Origin of the sequence: Janibacter corallicola NBRC 107790 (genome assembly GCF_001570965.1) — a bacterium.
GTDB lineage: Bacteria > Actinomycetota > Actinomycetes > Actinomycetales > Dermatophilaceae > Janibacter > Janibacter corallicola.
In genome coordinates, this window is sequence record NZ_BCSR01000002.1 from 68,627 (window position 1) to 85,521 (window position 16,895).

Genomic DNA, 16,895 nt, shown 5'->3' on the forward strand with positions numbered 1-16,895 from the left:
TTCCGTCTGCAGCGGGTGCGTGCGAACGCGCAGATCCCCGCCGGATGGTGCTGGACCCGTCAGGCGGGCGTGGGCAGCTTCGCGGTGCGACCGCCGTCGACCACGAGGACCTCGCCCGTGATGAAGGACGCCTGGTCGCTTGCCAGGAATGCGCTCGCCTGCCCGATGTCGCGGGGCCTGCCGAGCCTGCCGACAGGGTGCAGCCGGTGCAGCTCCGCTCGGGCGGCCTCGGGGTCGTCCATCGACGCGACGTACTTCTCGCTCAGGTCGGACTCGATCCACCCGGGTGCAATGGCGTTGCAGCGGACCCCGTGTGCGCCGAGATCGACGGCGAGTGCACGGGTCATCGCGTGCAGGCCGCCCTTCGAGGCCGCATAGGCAGCGTGGCCGGGGTTCGCGCCCAGCCCCTCGATGGAACCGATGTTCACGACACTGCCGCCGTCGGCGAGATGGGGCAGCGCCGCCTGAGTGAGGAACAGTGGAGCACGGAGATTGACCGACATCGTCTGCTCCCACTCCGCCGGCACAGCATCGGCGGGATCGCGCTCGACCATGACACCGGCGCAGTTCACCAGGATGTCGAGCCGCCCGAAGGCGGCGATCGCGCTGTCGACCACCCCCGTGAAATCCGTGTCGCGGGAGAAGTCCGCTCCGACGTGGGCCACCCGCGCATCCGCAGCCAGCTCTGCGTCGAGGGGGGAGCGTTGCGCGACGAGGACACGCGCGCCTTGTTCGAGGAAGACCTCCACGATGCCCCGCCCGATGCCGCGCCCTCCGCCGGTGACGAGAGCGACCCTGTTCCTCAGATCCATGCGTTTCAGCCTAGGCATGCGGGCAGGTGGCCGTGGGCCGACCCCGTGATCGTGGGTAGCATCGTTCAGCGATGCCGGGGGACGTGACGATGCAGGGCGCACTGCAGCAGCTGCGCGCCACGGGGAGGGTGCGGTTGCACGGACATCCCGCGTGGACCTCCCGGTTGCTGCGCGGCCTCACCCTCGTCCTCGTCGGGCTCATCGCTCTTGTGGCCGTCGGTGGGCTCGCCTTCGGGGTGGTCGTGATCGCCACCGGCGCCGTCGAGGTCACCGCGGCGACCATCTTGGGCCTTGCCATGGCGCTTGCCATGCTGACCCTCCTCATGGCCCTGGTGCTGTGGTGGCGTCGGAGCCTGAACCGCTACGCGCAGGTCGAGCTCCTGCCGGTGGTGCTCGACGCGTCCGGCCTGACGCTGCGGGGCGTCGGCCCGATCCCGTGGTGGGACTTCTGGCCGGCCGAGCACCGGATGGTGCCCGCCGAGCACGACAGCGGGTACACGCGACGGGCCGTCATGCTCCTGACCCCGTCCGGCTTCCACAACGTCAACGTGGGGCTGCCGGAGCACCTGCGCTCCCGGATCTCGCCGGCACACGGACCCTTCTGGAACAAGCGGCACGAGTGGATCTACGTCCCGGGCGTGGCCGGTCTCGGTGAGGGCGAGGTCATGGGCCTCATCAACACCGCGCGGGCGATGTACACCGCCGGGTGACGGCGGTGCGCCCCTGAGACCTGATCTCACGTCCGGCCCCTCCGGCGCGTCTACCGTGTGATGACGATGAAGCGCCCTTTCGAGCAGGCCGTCCAGCAGCACGGTGAGACCGTGCTGCGGGTCTGCCGAGCAGTCCTCGGTCCCGGCCCGGACGCCGACGACGCGTGGTCCGAGACCTTCCTCGCCGCGTTGCAGGCCTGGCCGGAGCTGCCCGAGGAGACCAATGTCGAGGCCTGGCTGGTCCGGGTCGCCCACCGCAAGGCGATCGACGTCACGAGGACCCGTGCGCGACAACCGATCCCCACCGACGGATTGCCCGCGCACACGTCGCCGGGTGGCCCGAGCGCCGACCCCGGTGACGACGGCCGCTGGGTCTGGACGGCGGTGGCGGCCCTGCCGGAGCGGCAACGCCTGGCGATCGCCTACCACTACCTCGGCGGCCTGCCGCACGCCGAGACCGCCGAGCTCATCGGCGGCAGCACGGACGCCGTGAGGCGTGCGGCGGCCGACGGCATCAAGAGCCTGCGACGGACCCACAGCGCCGCAGAGTGCACGAAGGGAGCACCCCGATGAGCGAGACGACCGACCTCTTCCCGATCGAGGACGGCGCCATGGCCGACCTGCGCTCGCGCCTGACCGAGCAGGCCGGCGAGAGCGGACTGCTCGACGTCGCGCACCGCACGATCGACAGCCCGGTCGGGCGGCTGCTGCTGGCCACGACCGAGCGTGGACTGGTGCGTGTCGCCTTCGAGCGGGAGGGTTTCGACGAGGTCCTGGCCTCGCTCGCGACACGGATCAGCCCGCGCGTGCTGGAGGCGCCCCGCCGACTGGATGCCGTCGCGGCCGAGCTGGAGGAGTACTTCGCCGGCACCCGGCACTCCTTCGACCTGCCCCTGGACCACTCGCTGTCCTCGGGCTTCCGCCAGCGCGTGCAGCGACACCTGCCGGACATCGGCTACGGACACACCCGCTCCTACGCGGAGGTCGCCGAGCTCGTCGGCAACCCGAAGGCGGTCCGCGCCGTCGGTACGGCGTGCGCGACGAACCCGCTGCCGGTGGTCGTGCCCTGCCACCGGGTGCTGCGCAGCGACGGCAGCCTCGGTGGCTACATCGGTGGCCCCGAGGCCAAGACGACGTTGCTGCAGCTGGAGCACGCGGCCTGAGCGGGTGCACTGCCCGACCGCGTGAGGTGAACCCGGGTCACCCGCCGGTCACGCGGGCGAAGTAGGCGCTGCTCTGCTCCGCGTCCCAGCCGTGCCCCTCGCGCAGCCCCTCGGCGAGCATCGCCAGGTAGGCAGGGCTCGGGCGGGTGTGCGGTACGTCGGCCATGCCGTGCGGCGCGGTGAAGGTCAGCATCGGACGGCCCTCGCGGCGGCCGACGTCGATCAGCGTCTCGTACTCCCCGGGCCCGGCCGCGTACCGATCACCCGGCAGCCCCTCGCGCAGCACCTGCTCCAACGGGTCGTCCGGCCGGGGCGGGCGGTGCATCTCCTGGGCGGCCACGTCGACGAACTGCCCGATCGTGATCAGGTACGCCCGGGCGGGAGTGCTGCCGGGGGAGTCGTGGTCGTAGAAGGCCACGCCACCACCCCACGTCCGCGACTCCCCGGCGAAGTACAGGCTGCCGGGCAGGGTGACCGCGTGGTCGGCCGCCGGCATGGTGCGGTCCCGGGCCCCGACGCAGGAGACGGCGGACCCCGGGGGTCGACCGCCGGCGAGGTAGCAGCCGAGCCGGCGCCGGGACATGTTGGAGCCGTAGCTGACGTACCAGAGCAGCGAAGGGGGCATCCCGCCCATTGTGCGTGCGGCGTCCCCGCTCAGTCCGGCAGCCCCAGGTACCACCGCCTCGCCGACTCGAGCAGCTCGAGGAGGGCCTTCTTGCGCACCGTGTAGTCGCGACCCAGCCACACGGTCCGCGGGCCCGTCATCCGGCACACGACGAAGGGGGTGCCCCTGGCCGGCCACTTGCCGCCGATCCACACGACCTCCACCGTCTGGATCTCGTGCCACTGGAGCCACAGCGTCCGCCCCGTCCGGGAGACCTCGATGAGCCCGTCCGGGGAGAGGATGAGCTCCTCCCGACCCCTCAGGCGGGACACGGCGATGAACGCGAAGAGAGCGAGCGCGCAGGTGCCGCCCGCGAGCAGCACCCAGCCGAGGACGGTCAGCCCGAGGGAGGGCTCACTCCGGACGTCCCCGTCGAGGACGAGCCCCAGTCCGCAGAGGGCGCCCACGACGCACACGAGCACGACGAGCAGCGTCTGGCCCAGGACGCGGGTGGGGGAGAGCGGCAGGCGCACCACCCGACCGGCCCGCAGCGCGGCGAGGTGCTCCTCGACAGCGGTCATCGCAGCCGGCCGGTCTCCAGGAGCTCGGCGAGCCGCCGCTCGTACGGCTCGATGTCGATGTCGTTCTCCTGCAGCCACTCCTGCGAGTAGTACTTGTCCAGGTACCGCTCGCCGGGGTCGCAGATGAGCGAGACGATGCTGCCGCGCCGACCCGCCGCGACCATCTCGGAGACGATGCGCAGCGCCGCCCAGAGGCTCGTGCCGGTCGAGGCACCCGCCCGGGTCCCGATGAGCGACTCGAGCAGCCGGACCGAGGCGATGGCCGCGGCATCCGGCACCCGCATCATCCGGTCGATGCTCGCGGCGATGAAGCTGGACTCGACGCGCTGGCGCCCGATGCCCTCGATGCGCGAGCCGATGGAGGTCGTCACCGACGGGTCGTGGTCGCGCCACCCGGGGAAGAAGGCGGAGTTCTCCGGGTCCGCGACGCAGATCCCGGTGTCCCGGCCGGTGTAGCGCACGTACCGGGCGAGGGTCGCCGAGGTTCCACCGGTGCCGGCGGTCGCGACGATCCACGCGGGTTCGGGGTGCTCCTCCATGGCCAGCTGCTGGAAGATCGACTCGGCGATGTTGTTGTTCCCGCGCCAGTCGGTGGCCTGCTCGGCGTAGGTGAACTGGTCCATGTAGTGCCCGCCGGTCTCCTCGGCGAGCTGCGCCGCCACCGCGTAGACCTGATCGGCGTTGTCCACGAAGTGACAGGTGCCGCCGCGGAACTCGATGAGGTCCACCTTCTGCCGGCTCGTCGAGCGCGCCATGACCGCGTAGAAGGGGACGCCGATGAGCGAGGCGAAGTAGGCCTCGGACACCGCCGTCGATCCGCTCGAAGCCTCGATGACCGGCCGGTCGGGCCGGATCCACCCGTTGCACAGTGCGTGCAGGAAGAGCGAGCGCGCCAGCCGATGCTTCAGCGAGCCCGTCGGGTGCACCGACTCGTCCTTCAGGTACAGGCTCACGCCCCACGTCGTCGGCAGCGGCACCTGCACCAGGTGGGTGTCAGCCGACCGATTGGCATCGGCACGCACCCTTCGGATGGCATCGGCCAGCCACCTGCGGTAGTCCGCGTCGTAGCGGTCGACGTCCTCCTCCGCGGCGACGACGGGTTCGAAGGGGGCGGGGTCGCGCGTCATCGGGCTCCTCTCCATCGCGCCCCATTGTGCCGGGAGGCGCGCCCCCTTCGGTCCTAGGCTGGTGGCGGACCGGAACCGACCGCGAAGGAGCATCGTGCCGACCAATTCCGAGGACGTCGCCCGCGCCACTTACGACAACCCCGGCGCGGACTGGTTCTACTCGCGCATCTGGGGTGGGCAGGACATCCACCTGGGGCTGTACCGGGGCCCCGGCGAGTCGATCGCCGCCGCCAGCCATCGCACGATGGAGCGGATGGCCGAGCAGGTGACGCAGGAGCGCATCGCCCGCGCCGTCGACCTCGGCTCCGGCTACTGCGGCGCCGCCCGCTTCCTCCACGAGCGCTTCGGCGCCGACGTCCTTGCCGTCAACGTCAGCGGCACCCAGAACGAGCGCGCCCGCAGCCTCAACGAGACCGCCGGTGCGAGCGGCGCGATCACCGTGGTCGAGGGCAGCTACACCGGCGTCCCGGCCGCGGACGCCTCCTTCGACCTGGCGTGGTCCCAGGACGCCTTCCTCCACTCCGACGAGCGCGAGGTCGCGATCGCCGAGGCGGCGCGGGTGCTTCGCCCCGGCGGTGAGCTGCTCTTCACCGACCCGATGGCCGCGGACGGGGCACCGGCCGACCAGTTGGGGCCGGTGCTGGACCGGCTGCACCTCCCTTCGCTCGGGTCGCCGGCGGCCTACCGGGCGCACGCCGAGGCGGCCGGGCTCGAGGAGGTCGGCTTCGAGGACCACACCGAGCAGCTCGCCACCCACTACGGACGGGTCCTGCAGGAGAGCCGGGAGCGGCTGGCGGAGCTGCGGCAGGCCGCCGACGAGGACTTCCTGGACCACATGATGCAGGGCCTGGCGAACTGGGTGGACGCCGGCGAGGGTGGCCTGCTCGCGTGGGGGATCTTCCACTTCCGCAAGCCCTGAGGGGGAATACCCCCGCCGTCCGCGCTCGTTGCCCCCGACATGCGTGCGATCACCTACGAGTCCTACGGCAGCGACGACGTCCTCCGCGAGAGTGATCTCCCGACCCCGAAGGTGGGGCCGGGCGAGGTCCGCATCCGCGTGACCCGGGCGGCGGTCAACCCGGTGGACTGGAAGGTCATGTCCGGCGGCCTCGACGCCCTCATGGACGCCCACTTCCCCGTGGTCCCGGGTTGGGACGTCGCCGGCGTCGTCGACGCGGTCGGCCCGGACACCCCGGAGTTCGCGCCGGGTGACCGGGTGGCCTCCTACGCCCGCAAGGGCGTGGTCTCCGCCGGCACCTTCGCCGAGTACGTCTCGGTGCGGGCCGAGGACGTCGCCGCCGTGCCGGGCGGCGTGGGCGACGACGTCGCCGCGGCGCTGCCGCTCACCGGGCTGACCGCGCAGCGGGTCCTGGAGACCCTCGCCGTGACGAAGGGGGAGACCCTCCTGGTCCACGCCGCCTCCGGGGGCGTCGGGTACCTCGCCTCCCAGCTGGCGGTGGCCGGCGGGGCCCGGGTGATCGGCACCGCGTCCCCGACCAACCACGACAAGCTCGAGGCGGTCGGCGTCATCCCGGTCGCACACGGAGACGGCCTCGAGGCACGGCTGCGCGAGGTGGCCCCGGAGGGCGTCGACGCCGTGGCCGACCTCGTCGGCGGCGTCCTCGACGTCAGCCTCGCCGTGCTGCGCGAAGGGGGCCGCCTCGCCTCCATCGCCGACCCCACCGTCGAGGATCACGGTGGCCGGTGGGTGTGGGTGCGCCCGGACGGTGAGCGCCTCGCTCGGCTGCTCGACGAGGTCGCGGGCGGCCGGCTCGAGGTCGACATCGACCGCGGGCTGCCGCTGGCGCAGGTGCCGGAGGCCTTCGCCGCGAGCCGCGAGGGGAGCGCGCGGGGCAAGATCGTCATCGAGGTCTCGGAGCCCGCGGTGCGCTGATCCGGGCCGCAGCGGCTCGGCGCGTCGCCGCGCACCACCGCCACTCCCCGTCATAGTCTGCACACGCTTCGGCCCGCGCCACGGGCCACCGACGCGTGAGAGGGAGGGACAAGGTGGACGCCATCACCAAGGTCCTCGGCGAGATCAGCGAGGTCATCTGGGGGCCGTGGGTCCTCATCCCGCTCCTGTTGGGTACGGGGCTGTACCTGACCCTCCGCCTCGGCGGACTGCAGTTCACCAAGCTCGGCGCGGCCATGCGCCTGGGCATCCTCAAGCGCAAGGACGCGGACTCCGAGGGGGACATCTCCCAGTTCCAGGCGCTCACGACCGCGCTCGCGGCCACCGTCGGGACCGGCAACATCGTCGGTGTCGCCACCGCCATCGGCATCGGTGGCCCCGGCGCGCTGTTCTGGATGTGGATGACCGGCCTCCTCGGCATGGTGACGAAGTACGCCGAGGGCTTCCTCGCCGTCCGCTTCCGCCGCACCGACGCCGCCGGTGAGAAGTCCGGCGGCCCGCAGCACTACCTCGAGCACGGCATCCCGAACGGCTTCGGCAAGACCCTGGCGCTGATGTTCGCCGTCTTCGCGACGCTCGCCTGCTTCGGCATCGGCAACATGACCCAGGGCAACTCGATCGCGAGCAATGTCGAGGCCAGCTGGAGCATCCCGGCGTGGGTGACCGGCCTCGTCCTGACGATCCTGACCCTCGTGGTCCTCGTCGGCGGCATCAAGTCGATCGGGCGGGTCACCGCCGGCCTCGTGCCGATCATGATCGTCTTCTACGTCGCCGCCGGCATCTACATCCTCGTCGCGAACGTCGAGGCAATTCCCGAGGCCATCGCGCTCGTCTTCACCGATGCCTTCACCGGCACCTCCGCGGTCGGCGGGTTCACCGGATCGGCCATCGCCATCACGATCCAGTTCGGTGTCGCCCGTGGCCTCTTCTCCAACGAGTCCGGCCTCGGCTCCGCCCCGATCGCGGCGGCCGCCGCGCAGACCAACCACCCGGTCCGCCAGGGCCTGGTCTCGATGACCCAGACCTTCATCGACACCCTCATCGTCGTCACCTTCACCGGCCTGACGATCATCACGACCGGCACCTGGAAGCAGGTCGACCCCCAGACCGGCGAGCAGATCTCCGCTGCGCTGATGACGGGTGAGGCCTTCACCCACGGCCTGCCCGGGGAGTGGGGTCACTGGGTGGTCACGCTCGGGATCGTGCTCTTCGCCTTCTCCACCCTGCTCGGCTGGTCCTACTACGGCGACCGCAACATCGAGCGGCTCTTCGGGCGCCGGGCGGTGCTGCCCTTCCGGGTGATCTTCTCGCTGATCGTCTTCGTCGGCTGCACCTCCGAGCTGCAGGTCGTGTGGACCTTCTCCGACGTGATGAACGGCCTCATGGCGCTGCCGAACCTCATCGGCATCCTCGTGCTCTCCGGCCTCGTGGCCCGCGAGACGCGGCACTACCTGCGTCACGACCCGAAGCTCGAGGCGGACAAGGAGACGATCGAGGGCTTCATGGCCGACCAGCCCGGCTGGGAGGACTGGAAGGCCGGCGACATCGTCGGCTCCTCGCAGGCCGGCCGTTAGCCCGACCGCCCGACCCGAGGAGTGCCCATGGACGAGACCACGGTCGTTCACGCCAGCGCCGTCATCGATGCTCCGACCGGGGTGATCTTCGAGGAGATCGCCGACCCGAGCCGCCAGCCGGCGTGGGACGGCAACGACAACCTGGCCGAGGCGGCGCCCGGCCAGCGGGTGCGGGCAGTCGGGGACGTCTTCGTCATGACGCTGACGAAGGACGGGGTCCGGCGGGACAACCACGTCGTCGAGTTCGAGGAGGGCCGCTGCATCGCCTGGTGCCCCGCCGAGCCCGGCGCCGAGCCGCTCGGTCACCTGTGGCGCTGGGAGCTGTCTCCCACGGCCGACGGGAGCACCGAGGTCACCCACACCTACGACTGGACCCGGCTGACCGACCCCAGGCGCTTCGAGCGCGCCCGGAGCACGACGACCGGGCGGCTGCAGGCCTCGATCGAGCGGCTCGCCTCGGCGCACGGCTGGGGTCTGGCCACCGGAGACTGACCTCACAGCGCGCATTTTTGCAGGGACTGCAAACATGCGCGTAGTGTCGACGGGTGCCCCAGGAGACCGCCACCGTCGAATCGCAGGGGCGCCGGGAGCGGAAGAAGGCCGAGACCCGGCGCGCCATCCGTGACGCCGCGCTCGAGCGAGCCCTCGAGCTCGGCGTCGAGCACCTGACCGTCACCGAGATCACCGAGGCCGTCGACATCTCGCCCCGGACCTTCTTCAACTACTTCGGGTGCAAGGAGGACGCACTCGTCGCCGACGGCACCGAGCTGGCCGACCAGCTGCGGGAGAGGGCCCGTGCCCGGCCACTCGACGAGGTGCCGCTGGACACCCTTCGCGCGGTCCTGACCGAGAGCGACTCGATGATCGCGGCGGAGTCCGGTCGGGAGCAGACGCTGGCCCGCCAGCGGCTCATCCAGGCCCACCCCTCGCTCGCCGCGCGCCAGCTGGCCCAGTTCGCCGTCATCGAGCGGACCTTCGTCGAGGTCCTCGCCGAGCGGATGGGCGTCGACGCGGGCGAGGACCTGCGTCCCGCGGTGCTCGCCGCGCTGGCCCAGGGCGTGCTCCGCGCGGCGATGGGGCGCTGGAGCGCCGACGGCTCCGAGCCGCTCGTCACGGTCATCTCCCGGGCGTTCGACCTGCTCCACGACGGCGTCCTGACCGACCCGCCCGGCTGACCGACCCGCCCGGCCGGCCCACCACGCTGAAGAGGAACGAAGGAGACACCCGCTTGGCCCACGACACCCCCGGACCCACCGCCGTCACCGATCGAGACGGCGGCGAGGAGGCTGCCCCGGCCCCCTTCAACCGCAACGTGGTGCTGGCGGTGCTCGTCTCCGGCGCCTTCGTGATGATCCTCAACCAGACCCTGCTGAACACCGCGCTGCCGGCGTTCATGAAGGACTTCGGGATCACCGCGAGCTCGGCGCAGTGGCTGACGACGATCTTCATGCTCGTCAACGGGATCATGATCCCGGTCACGGCCTTCCTCATCAACAAGTTCACGACGCGGGGCCTGTTCTTCACGGCCATGGGGTTGTTCATCGTGGGGACCCTGGTCTGCGCGGTCTCGCCGACCTACCCGGTGCTCGTCATCGGCCGGATCATCCAGGCGAGCGGAGCGGGCATCATCATCCCGCTCATGCAGACGATCCTCTTCGCGATCTTCCCGCTCGGGAAGCGGGGGACCGCGATGGGGACCTTCGGTCTGGTCATCGCCTTCGCGCCCGCCATCGGCCCGAGCCTGTCCGGGTGGATCGTGGACCACCTGCCGTGGAACACCCTCTTCTGGATGATGCTGCCCTTCGCCGTGCTCGACCTGGCGATCGCGTACTTCATCCTGCGCAACGTCACCGAGCGGACCCACCCGCGCCTGGACATCGCCTCCATCGTGCTCTCCTCGATCGGCTTTGGTGGGCTGCTCTTCGGTCTCGGCGCGGCGGGCAACGCCAGCTGGTTCAGTCCCCGGGTCTACGTCCCGCTGATCGTCGGCATCCTCACGTTGGTCATCTTCATCCGCCGGCAGCTGCGGCTCGAGGAGCCGATCCTGGAGTTCCGCGTGCTGCGCTACCCGATGTTCACGCTCAACACCGCCCTGGGCATGTGTGTCTTCATGGTGATGATCGGCGGCATGCTCATCCTGCCGCTCTTCATGCAGAACATGTCCGACTTCACGGCGATGGAGTCCGGGCTCGCCCTGCTGCCCGGTGCAGCGGTCATGGGCCTGATGTCCCCGGTCACGGGGCGGATCTTCGACAAGTTCGGGGCCAAGTGGCTCGCGATCCCCGGCTTCGTCCTGCTCACCACGACGACGCTGCTGTTCGCCCGGCTCTCCCCGGAGACCTCCTTCACCTACATCGCCGTCGTCAACGCGGTGCGGATGTTCGGTACCGCGATGATCATCATGCCGGTGACCACCGCGGCGCTGAACCAGCTCCCGCCCCGGCTGATCCCGCACGGGACGGCCCTGAACAACACCTTCCGGCAGATCTCGGCGGCGGTCGGCACCGCCGTCCTCGTCACCGTCATGGCCACGACCGCGAGGGACCCGAAGGAGTACGGCGTCGAGGGCCTCATCCACGGCGCCAACGTCTCCTTCGTCGTCGCCGGCCTCATCGGCGTCCTCGGCTTCATCGGCGCCTTCTTCATCAGGGAGAGCCAGCCGCGCCGGTGACCGCCGGTTGCCCGACGACGATGATCGGGTGCCCCGAGAAACCGCCGGTTCGCACGGGTTTCACACTCTTGCGAACCGGCGGTTTGTCATGCGAAGGGGGTGCCCGGCCGGGGCCGAACGCATATCTCTTGACATCAAGATAAATCAGGAGCATAGTGGAGGTGTCGGGTTAGGTAAGCCTAACCAGACGGAACGGTTGCCACGGACCGAGAAGGGAAGGACGATCCCATGACCACCTCCACCGCCCGCACCGAGGTCCTCGAGCTCGCCGAGTTCGTCGATCGCGCCCGCTTCGAGGACATCGGAGAGGAGGCCCTCGAGCAGCTGCGCATCCGCGTCCTCGACACCCTCGGGGTCGCCATCGGCGCCCTGGACGCCGAGCCGATCCGCGCCATCCGAGGACTCCTGGACGATCTCGGGGGAGCCCCCTCCAGCACCCTCATCGGCGGCGGCCGCACCTCGCCCGAGCGTGCCGCCTTCTTCACCAGCGCCCTCTCGCGCTACCTGGACTTCATGGACTCCTACCTGGCGAAGGGGGAGACCGGCCACCCCTCCGACAACCTCGGGGCGGTGCTCGCCGCGAGCGAGTCCGTCGGCGGCAGCGGCAAGGAGCTGCTCACCGCACTGGCGGTCGCCTACCAGGTCCAGTCGCGCCTGTCCGACATGGCGCCGGTGCGCGCAGCCGGCTTCGACCACACCGTCCAGGGGGCATACGCCGCGGCGGCCGGGGCCGCCAAGGCGCTGCGTCTGCCGACCGCGCAGATCGCCAATGCCGTCGCGATCTCCGGTACGGCGAACAACGCGCTGCGGGTGACCCGCACCGGCAACCTCAGCCACTGGAAGGGGCTGGCCTACCCGCAGGTCGCCAAGGAGGGCACCTTCGCGGCGCTCCTCGCGGGCCGCGACCTCACCGGCCCGGAGGCGGTCTTCGAGGGCAACAAGGGCTTCAAGGAGACCATCGCCGGTGACTTCACCCTCGACTGGTCGGCCGAGGACCTCGAGGCCGTGCGCCGCTCGATCATCAAGCGGCACAACGCCGAGATCCATTCCCAGTCCGCGCTCGACGCCGCCCAGGAGATCCGTGACCGGGAGGGCTTCGACGCCGGCGCGGTCGAGTCGGTGTCGCTGACCACGTTCGACGTCGCCCACTCGATCATCGGCGGCGGCGAGGAGGGCGACAAGCGGACCGTGCGCACCAAGGAGGAGGCCGACCACTCGCTGCCCTGGATGCTCGCGGTGGTGCTCCTCGACGGTGAGCTCACCCCCGCGCAGTACGCGCCGGAGCGGATCCTCGCCGAGGACGTGCAGCAGCTGATGACCACGGTCGCGGTGCGTCCGGACGAGGACTTCTCACGGCGCTTCCCCGAGGAGATGCCCGCGGACCTGACCGTCACCCTCACCGACGGCACGACCTTCCACGCCACCCGCTCGGCCTACGAGGGCTTCCACACCCACCCGCTGGACTGGGACGGCGCCCGGCGCAAGTTCGACCTGCTGGCGGCCCCCTTCGCCGATGCCGCACTGCGGGACGAGATCGCCGGGATCGTCCGCGACCTGGAGTCCCACTCCGTCGCCGACCTCACCGCCGCCCTCGCCCGGGTCGCCACGACCCGCGGCGATGCCGCGGCCTGACCACCACGAGAACCAAGGAGAAGGAACGATGAGCAACGAGATTCCCTTCGACGTGAGCTTCAACTTCGTGCCCCGGGCGGTGCGGCCGACCAAGCCGCGCACCCACGGCATCACCGAGATCCGCGCGCCGTACTACTCCACCTTCGGCACCCGTCACCTGCAGGACGTCATGGACGTCGCGGGGCAGTGGGTCGACGGCATCAAGTGGGCGGGCGGCTCCTTCGCCCTCGTGCCACCGGAGCAGGTGCGCGCCTTCAGCGACATCGCCCACGAGCACGACGCCTACGTCTCCTCGGGGGGCTGGATCGAGACCGTGCTGCGCTACGGCGACGACGCGGTCGACCACTACCTCAAGGAGGCCAAGGAGGTCGGCTTCGACACCATCGAGATCTCGACCGGCTTCATCATGCTGCCCACCTCCGGGCTGCAACGCCTCGTCGAGAAGGTCGTGCGGGCCGGCCTGAAGGCCAAGCCCGAGCTGGGCATCCAGATCGGCTCCGGGGGCGACTCCTCCGAGGAGGAGCTGGCCGCCGAGGGCGCCAAGGACATCGGTGACCTCATCGACCGGGGCAGCAAGGCCCTGGAGGCCGGTGCCGACATCATCATGATCGAGTCCGAGGGCATCACCGAGAACGTCCACCGGTGGAACACCGGGGCCGCCGCGGCGATCATGAACGGCCTCGGGATCGAGAACGTCATGTTCGAGGCCGCCGACGGGCCGGTCTTCGAGTGGTACGTCAAGAACTACGGCAACGAGGTGAACCTCTTCGTCGACCACAGCCAGATCCTCCAGCTGGAGGGGCTGCGGCAGAACATCTGGGGCAACAAGTCCACCTGGGGCCGCGTGATCAACCCGGCCTGACCCGCAGCGCAGAGCCCGCCCGCACCGATCGTGCGTGCGGGCTCCGCGCCGTCTCCCGGGTGGCCTCAGGCGTCGTGCCGGAAGCCGACCTTGATCGTCACCTGCCAGTCCGCGACCTCGCCCCCGGAGAGGTGGCCGCGCACCGACTGCATCTCGAACCAGTCGAGGTGGCGCAGGGTCTTCGAGGCCTCGGCGACGGCATTGGAGACCGCCGCCTCGATGCCGTCGGGCGAGGTCCCGACGATCTCGGTGATGTTGTACACCCGGTCTGCCATGACTGCCTCCTGCTGTTCTCCGGCCGGAGACCCGGTCGGAGAATCAGCCTATGGCCGTGCCCGCTCGGTGACCAGGTCGCGCCACTCGTCCTCGTCCATCGCGGCGGGGACGAGGCGTGAGGGGTCCTGCTCGTCGCGGACGAAGGAGTGGCAGGTCCCGTCCTGCTCGGCGAGGGCGAGGTCCACCGTGTCGAGGTCACCCTGCTCGTCCCAGCGGTTGACGCTGATCAGCGCCGTCCTCGGGCTCGCCTCCAGAGTGGCCTTCGCGTCCGCGTCCTGCGGGCCGCGATCACCGGAGGGCAGCCGCTCCCAGAGCCGCTCCAGGGCCTCCTCCGCGGTGCGCAGCGAGTACAGGTGGATCCCGAGCGCGTCGATGAGCACCTCGAGGGTGATGCCCTCGGGCTGCGGCATGAGGATGAAGCGCCACGGCTCGTCCGGCTCGGTGCCCGTCACCCGGGCGTCGATGGTCACCCGCGAGCGGTACTGGAAGGAGATGGCGATGCCCAGGTCGCCACGGATCTGCACCGCGTCCGAACCGCGGTCGGTGCTGATGAGGTTGCGCGCGGCGAGCGAGCGGGCGGCCTCCGTGACGAGCGCGCCGTCCGGATTGGCCTCCTGCAGGTGCCTGATCGCGCCGACGGCGTCGATCTCCGCGAGGGTGTAGCCGCCGAGGAGCACCGGGCCGGTGCCCACGAGCTCGACGATCGCCTCCAGGGTCTCCTGCGGGACGCTGGACTGCTCTGCCGTGCTGGTCACATGTCCTCCTGCTGCTCGGTGGCCGGCACCCGGCGCACCACGGTCCTGATCTGCTTGCCCTTGCCCCGCAGGGTGATCGCCTCGGTCCGGCCCGCCTCTGGCAGGGTCCAGTCCGGGGTGGTGCGCGCGTCGCGCAGTGCCCGGCCGGCGTCGGTGTCGGCGAGCCCGTCGGTGTGCACGTCCGAGGCGCCGAAGAGACCGCGCCCGTTGCGGGTCCCCGGCCGGTGCACGAGCTCGGCCTCGGCCGAGGTGCGTTCCGGCGGCGGGAAGAGGGCGGCCAGGTCGGGCGAGGTGGACGAGGTGTCGTCAGCGGCCTCCGTCCGCTGCAGCGCCCGGGCCAGCTCCGGCCGGGCGGCCTCGGGCACCTGCACGCTTCCGGCGAGCGAGGGGGAGAGGTACAGCGGGCGACGCTCGGTCTGCTTGGAGAGGCCCCACGGGCCGACGTTGCTCTTGGTGATCTTGTAGACGACGAAGTCGCACAGGTGGAGCACGTCGTTCCACGTCGGGAGCCGGAAGCCGTCGCCCATCGCGGCGGGGGTCTTCTCCAGCTGTACCCAGGTGCCGGTCTTGGTGCGCCCGTGCAGCTTCTCGCGCACCAGCGGACCCTTCAGCCCCAGATCGGGGTAGGTCTCCTTGTCCACGCTCTTGTGGTGGCTGGAGAGTCGCTCCCGGCTCTTCGGGAAGCGCCAGGCCTCGTAGAGGTCCGGGTCGTCGACGAGCACGTGTCCGCCCCAGAGGACCTCGCGCAGCTGCGTCACGTCGAGACCGTGCTGCTCCAGGTCGGCGATGATCGTCGCCTCGTGCCTGGTGAGCCGGTCCGCCGCTCTCCGCAGCCCGTCGCGGTACTCCGCCACGCGGGAGGTGATGTCGACGAGCAGCCGGACCCGGCGACGGACCCGGTCGGCCTCGACGTCGCTCAGTCCCGGCGCCTGCTGCTGGCTGGTCGGTTGCCTCACCCGAGCCACCGTAGCGGCATACCGTGAGACCGTGTCCACCTTCGCGGTCCTCGCCGTCTGGGCCGTGATCGTCCCGGCCTGGCTCTCGCTGCGCACCGACCCCGGCCCGCGCCGGCGGCGGGTGTCTCCCGCCGCCGGTGTGATCACCTGGCTGTTCGTCGCCGTGCCGAGCCTGGTCCAGCTCGGCGTGGCGCCCGGCCTGCTGAGGGCCGGACGGCGGGACGCCGCGGTGATCGGCGAAGGGGAGGTCTGGCGCCTGGTCACCGCCCTGGTGCTCCAGGACGGTGGGTGGCTCGGCGGCGCCTTCAACCTCGGGATCCTCGCCGTCACGCTGGTGCTCGTACGCCGGTGGCTGCGGCCACGGGCGTGGCTGCCGTTGCTCGTCGGCGGTGGCGTGCTCGCCGGCCTCGCCACGATCGCGCTCGGTGGCCCCGACGGGGCGGGCTGCTCGATGGCCGTGATCGTGCTGCTCCTGGGGACGCTCGGGCGCGTGCCCGCCAAGGCGGCGCTCCCCGCCCTGGGCATCGCGCTCGTCGCGGCGGCGGTGCTCCTGACCGCGCACGACCAGCACGGGCTCGCCGTGGTCCTCGGGATCCTCGCCGCGGGTGGGCTGCGCGCGGCAGACTGGTGGCAGGGAGGTGGCACCGATGTCCGAGACCTCGCAGACGGGCGCGACCGATCCGGTGGCGGAGGCCATGCGCCGGCGTGACCGCACCGACTTCCTGCCGGCGTCGCAGCGCGCCGCGGCCGAGCGTGATGCCCCCGTGCCGATCGGCCACGAGCAGACGAACTCCCAACCGAGCACGGTCGCGGCGATGCTGCGGCTGCTCGACGTGCGTCCCGGCCAGCACGTCCTCGACGTGGGCAGCGGCTCCGGGTGGACCACCGTGCTGCTCGGTGACCTCGTCGGGCAGGCCGGCTGGGTGCTCGGCGTGGAGCGCGTCCCCGAGCTCGTCGCGTCCGCCCGCACCGCGATCGAACGGCACGGCCAGTCCTGGGTCACGGTGCGCCGCGCCGACCCGGACCTGCTCGGCGCCCCCGACCACGCCCCCTTCGACCGGGTCCTCGTCTCCGCGGAGGCCGCCGAGCTGCCGGGGGAGCTGGTGGACCAGCTGGCCCCGGAGGGGGTCATGGTGCTGCCGGTGGCGGGGGTGATGACCCGCGTCGCCCGGAGGCCGTCGGGGACCGCGATCACCCGGCACGGGCACTACCGGTTCGTCCCGCTGCTGAGCGGTCCCTGAACGCCGGCCCGGACGCTGG

General features: G+C 71.3%; 20 protein-coding genes. 13 read left to right on the top strand and 7 right to left on the bottom strand.

All coding sequences use genetic code 11. The features are described 5' to 3' along the window. Positions 1 to 59 precede the first annotated feature (59 nt). Positions 60 to 812 carry an SDR family NAD(P)-dependent oxidoreductase gene (locus JCO01S_RS01565; protein WP_068249785.1) on the bottom strand — a complete coding sequence of 251 codons (753 nt, stop codon included), beginning with the start codon at positions 810 to 812 and terminating at the stop codon, positions 60 to 62. Positions 813 to 883: 71 nt separating this feature from the next. Between JCO01S_RS01565 and JCO01S_RS01570 the strand changes: the two genes are divergently transcribed. The 3 genes from JCO01S_RS01570 to JCO01S_RS01580 all read left to right on the top strand — a co-directional run bounded on the left by JCO01S_RS01570 (position 884) and on the right by JCO01S_RS01580 (position 2,685). Next, positions 884 to 1,522, top strand: a complete 639-nt coding sequence (locus tag JCO01S_RS01570; RefSeq protein ID WP_068249787.1) for a hypothetical protein — start codon at positions 884 to 886, stop codon at positions 1,520 to 1,522. Between the two features lie 66 nt (positions 1,523 to 1,588). Further along, complete coding sequence (locus JCO01S_RS01575; protein ID WP_084342550.1) at positions 1,589 to 2,095, top strand: RNA polymerase sigma factor; 507 nt, start codon at positions 1,589 to 1,591, stop codon at positions 2,093 to 2,095. Further along, complete coding sequence (locus JCO01S_RS01580; protein WP_068249791.1) at positions 2,092 to 2,685, top strand: methylated-DNA--[protein]-cysteine S-methyltransferase; 594 nt, start codon at positions 2,092 to 2,094, stop codon at positions 2,683 to 2,685. The genes JCO01S_RS01575 and JCO01S_RS01580 overlap by 4 nt, the downstream gene beginning before the upstream one ends. A 37-nt stretch (positions 2,686 to 2,722) precedes the next feature. Here the strand turns inward: JCO01S_RS01580 and JCO01S_RS01585 are convergent, their stop codons facing one another. Genes JCO01S_RS01585 through JCO01S_RS01595 form a run of 3 tightly spaced genes read right to left on the bottom strand, consistent with a single transcriptional unit; the run spans position 2,723 to position 4,997 of the window. Next, on the bottom strand, positions 2,723 to 3,310 hold the full coding sequence (locus JCO01S_RS01585) for a histone deacetylase (RefSeq protein ID WP_068249946.1): 588 nt from the start codon (positions 3,308 to 3,310) through the stop codon (positions 2,723 to 2,725). Between the two features lie 29 nt (positions 3,311 to 3,339). Continuing rightward, positions 3,340 to 3,870, bottom strand: coding sequence for a hypothetical protein (locus tag JCO01S_RS01590; RefSeq protein WP_068249793.1), 531 nt, complete (start codon positions 3,868 to 3,870; stop codon positions 3,340 to 3,342). Further along, the gene (locus tag JCO01S_RS01595) at positions 3,867 to 4,997 is read right to left on the bottom strand and encodes a PLP-dependent cysteine synthase family protein (RefSeq protein ID WP_068249796.1); all 1,131 of its coding nucleotides are present in this window, start codon (positions 4,995 to 4,997) and stop codon (positions 3,867 to 3,869) included. The genes JCO01S_RS01590 and JCO01S_RS01595 overlap by 4 nt, the downstream gene beginning before the upstream one ends. 94 nt (positions 4,998 to 5,091) lie before the next feature. On the opposite strand from JCO01S_RS01595, the gene JCO01S_RS01600 reads away from it, so the two are divergent. From JCO01S_RS01600 to JCO01S_RS01635, 8 genes are all read left to right on the top strand, one after another. Further along, a complete protein-coding gene (locus JCO01S_RS01600) occupies positions 5,092 to 5,916 on the top strand; it encodes an SAM-dependent methyltransferase (RefSeq protein ID WP_068249798.1) in 825 nt (274 codons plus the stop codon). Between the two features lie 39 nt (positions 5,917 to 5,955). Then, complete coding sequence (locus JCO01S_RS01605) at positions 5,956 to 6,891, top strand: NADP-dependent oxidoreductase (RefSeq protein ID WP_068249800.1); 936 nt, start codon at positions 5,956 to 5,958, stop codon at positions 6,889 to 6,891. Between the two features lie 113 nt (positions 6,892 to 7,004). Then, complete coding sequence (locus JCO01S_RS01610) at positions 7,005 to 8,483, top strand: alanine/glycine:cation symporter family protein (RefSeq protein WP_068249801.1); 1,479 nt, start codon at positions 7,005 to 7,007, stop codon at positions 8,481 to 8,483. 27 nt (positions 8,484 to 8,510) lie between these two features. Beyond that, on the top strand, positions 8,511 to 8,975 hold the full coding sequence (locus tag JCO01S_RS01615; RefSeq protein ID WP_068249802.1) for an SRPBCC family protein: 465 nt from the start codon (positions 8,511 to 8,513) through the stop codon (positions 8,973 to 8,975). Between the two features lie 53 nt (positions 8,976 to 9,028). Further along, positions 9,029 to 9,658, top strand: coding sequence for a TetR/AcrR family transcriptional regulator (locus tag JCO01S_RS01620; RefSeq protein WP_068249804.1), 630 nt, complete (start codon positions 9,029 to 9,031; stop codon positions 9,656 to 9,658). Between the two features lie 53 nt (positions 9,659 to 9,711). Next, entirely contained in the window at positions 9,712 to 11,154 is a 1,443-nt protein-coding gene (locus JCO01S_RS01625; protein WP_068249806.1) for an MDR family MFS transporter, read from the top strand. 228 nt (positions 11,155 to 11,382) lie between these two features. Next, complete coding sequence (locus JCO01S_RS01630) at positions 11,383 to 12,786, top strand: MmgE/PrpD family protein (RefSeq protein WP_068249808.1); 1,404 nt, start codon at positions 11,383 to 11,385, stop codon at positions 12,784 to 12,786. Positions 12,787 to 12,814: 28 nt separating this feature from the next. Continuing rightward, positions 12,815 to 13,648: a phosphosulfolactate synthase gene (locus tag JCO01S_RS01635; RefSeq protein WP_068249810.1), complete on the top strand. Its 834-nt coding sequence runs from the start codon at positions 12,815 to 12,817 to the stop codon at positions 13,646 to 13,648. 65 nt (positions 13,649 to 13,713) lie between these two features. Here JCO01S_RS01635 and JCO01S_RS01640 read toward each other — a convergent pair whose 3' ends face one another. Genes JCO01S_RS01640 through JCO01S_RS01650 form a run of 3 tightly spaced genes read right to left on the bottom strand, consistent with a single transcriptional unit; the run spans position 13,714 to position 15,635 of the window. Next, entirely contained in the window at positions 13,714 to 13,923 is a 210-nt protein-coding gene (locus JCO01S_RS01640) for a dodecin (RefSeq protein ID WP_068249811.1), read from the bottom strand. A 48-nt stretch (positions 13,924 to 13,971) separates the two neighbouring features. Continuing rightward, positions 13,972 to 14,679 (bottom strand): hypothetical protein, encoded by a 708-nt coding sequence (locus tag JCO01S_RS01645; protein ID WP_068249812.1) that lies wholly within the window; start codon positions 14,677 to 14,679, stop codon positions 13,972 to 13,974. Beyond that, the gene (locus tag JCO01S_RS01650; protein ID WP_068249813.1) at positions 14,676 to 15,635 is read right to left on the bottom strand and encodes a hypothetical protein; all 960 of its coding nucleotides are present in this window, start codon (positions 15,633 to 15,635) and stop codon (positions 14,676 to 14,678) included. Before JCO01S_RS01650 ends, JCO01S_RS01645 begins: the two co-directional genes overlap by 4 nt. Positions 15,636 to 15,666: 31 nt before the next feature. On the opposite strand from JCO01S_RS01650, the gene JCO01S_RS01655 reads away from it, so the two are divergent. Both JCO01S_RS01655 and JCO01S_RS01660 read left to right on the top strand, forming a co-directional pair. Then, positions 15,667 to 16,344 carry a hypothetical protein gene (locus tag JCO01S_RS01655; RefSeq protein WP_068249814.1) on the top strand — a complete coding sequence of 226 codons (678 nt, stop codon included), beginning with the start codon at positions 15,667 to 15,669 and terminating at the stop codon, positions 16,342 to 16,344. Then, positions 16,283 to 16,876: a protein-L-isoaspartate O-methyltransferase family protein gene (locus tag JCO01S_RS01660; RefSeq protein WP_084342537.1), complete on the top strand. Its 594-nt coding sequence runs from the start codon at positions 16,283 to 16,285 to the stop codon at positions 16,874 to 16,876. Before JCO01S_RS01655 ends, JCO01S_RS01660 begins: the two co-directional genes overlap by 62 nt. The last annotated feature ends 19 nt before the right edge of the window (positions 16,877 to 16,895 follow it).

Coding starts and splice junctions, on each gene's coding strand:
- JCO01S_RS01565 (WP_068249785.1), bottom strand. CDS start 812: ATGGATCTGAGGAACAGGGTCGCTCTCGTCACCGGCGGAGGGCGCGGC.
- JCO01S_RS01570 (WP_068249787.1), top strand. CDS start 884: ATGCCGGGGGACGTGACGATGCAGGGCGCACTGCAGCAGCTGCGCGCC.
- JCO01S_RS01575 (WP_084342550.1), top strand. CDS start 1,589: ATGAAGCGCCCTTTCGAGCAGGCCGTCCAGCAGCACGGTGAGACCGTG.
- JCO01S_RS01580 (WP_068249791.1), top strand. CDS start 2,092: ATGAGCGAGACGACCGACCTCTTCCCGATCGAGGACGGCGCCATGGCC.
- JCO01S_RS01585 (WP_068249946.1), bottom strand. CDS start 3,310: ATGCCCCCTTCGCTGCTCTGGTACGTCAGCTACGGCTCCAACATGTCC.
- JCO01S_RS01590 (WP_068249793.1), bottom strand. CDS start 3,870: ATGACCGCTGTCGAGGAGCACCTCGCCGCGCTGCGGGCCGGTCGGGTG.
- JCO01S_RS01595 (WP_068249796.1), bottom strand. CDS start 4,997: ATGACGCGCGACCCCGCCCCCTTCGAACCCGTCGTCGCCGCGGAGGAG.
- JCO01S_RS01605 (WP_068249800.1), top strand. CDS start 5,956: ATGCGTGCGATCACCTACGAGTCCTACGGCAGCGACGACGTCCTCCGC.
- JCO01S_RS01615 (WP_068249802.1), top strand. CDS start 8,511: ATGGACGAGACCACGGTCGTTCACGCCAGCGCCGTCATCGATGCTCCG.
- JCO01S_RS01630 (WP_068249808.1), top strand. CDS start 11,383: ATGACCACCTCCACCGCCCGCACCGAGGTCCTCGAGCTCGCCGAGTTC.
- JCO01S_RS01635 (WP_068249810.1), top strand. CDS start 12,815: ATGAGCAACGAGATTCCCTTCGACGTGAGCTTCAACTTCGTGCCCCGG.
- JCO01S_RS01640 (WP_068249811.1), bottom strand. CDS start 13,923: ATGGCAGACCGGGTGTACAACATCACCGAGATCGTCGGGACCTCGCCC.
- JCO01S_RS01660 (WP_084342537.1), top strand. CDS start 16,283: ATGTCCGAGACCTCGCAGACGGGCGCGACCGATCCGGTGGCGGAGGCC.